Genomic DNA, 1,159 nt, shown 5'->3' with positions numbered 1-1,159 from the left:
CCGAGTTCTAAACGGAAGCGCAACACCTCATAGGTTGTGGTTGTTCAGATCACACCGAGAGGGGTTGCGCTTCCTTGACCGCACAATACCGACATTTGACGTTGGAAGACCGTATCGAGATCGCCAGGCTGCTCGATGGCGGCAGGAGCAAGGCGGAGATCGCGCGAAGGCTCGGGGTGCACCGGTCCACGATTACCCGTGAGTTGGGCCGAGGCTCGTGGCAGCCGGAGCATGATCACGCGAATCTGCGCCCGTACCTGCGGAACAAGCTTCACACGCGTGGCCCGCATGAACGTCTCTACCTCGGGGGCCAGGCGCAACTCCTGGCGGAGGTGCGTTTGGCCCGTTCGCATCGGCCGTACCGGATGGTTCATGACCGGTTGGTGGACTGGGTGATCAAACAGTTGGAGAAGGGGTGGACACCGCAGGAGATCGCGGGCCGGATCCGAATCGAGTTCCCCGACGACCTGCGCATGCGGGTCAGCACGGAAACGTTGTATGCGTGGATCTATGCCCCCGAACGATCACACCGCCAGTTCTGGCAGTACTTGCCCCGCGGGCAGCGCAAACGCCGGAAACGACCCGGCAGGAAGGTGCATTCCGAGCGAATCAAATGGCGCACCTCGATCCATGACCGTCCCGCCGAGATCGAGGACCGGGACCAGTTCGGGCATTGGGAAGCCGACAGCGTCCTTGGCGCTCGCGGTACCGGCGGCCTGCACACCAGCGTGGAACGCTCCTCCCGGTACCTCGTCGGGGTGAAGATTCCCGCGGTCACCGCGCAAGCCACCCTCGAGGCGCAACAGGGCATGTTCACCGCGATGCCTGCGCATGCGGCTCGTTCAGTGACCGCCGATAACGGCAGCGAGTTCGCCTACCACTACCGACTCGCCGACACCCGGGGCATCCCGACCTACTTCGCTGACCCGTACTCCGCGTACCAGCGGGGCACGAACGAGCACTTCAACGGCCGTATCCGCCGATATCTCCCGAAAGGCACCAGCTTCGCTGACCTCACACAGACAGAGCTCGACGAGTTCATCACCGAGATCAACAACCGCCCCCGCAAAATCCTCGGCTGGGCAACCCCCGCTGAAATCTTCCAAGAACTATCATCGAAGGAAACCACACCGTGTTGCACCTCGAACTAGAACCCGGG

1 protein-coding gene is annotated in these 1,159 nt (G+C 62.6%); it reads left to right on the top strand.

Going from position 1 to position 1,159, the window contains the following annotated elements; genetic code table 11:
* Window positions 1-95: 95 nt before the first annotated feature.
* Window positions 96-1,151, top strand: coding sequence for an IS30 family transposase (locus tag ACTJJW_RS14735; protein ID WP_462645912.1), 1,056 nt, complete (start codon window positions 96-98; stop codon window positions 1,149-1,151).
* Window positions 1,152-1,159: the final 8 nt, after the last annotated feature.

This window comes from Rhodoglobus galactosidasius, assembly GCF_054957775.1.
The sequence above is the reverse complement of the archived record's forward strand: the minus strand, read 5'-3'. Positions and strand labels throughout refer to the sequence as shown.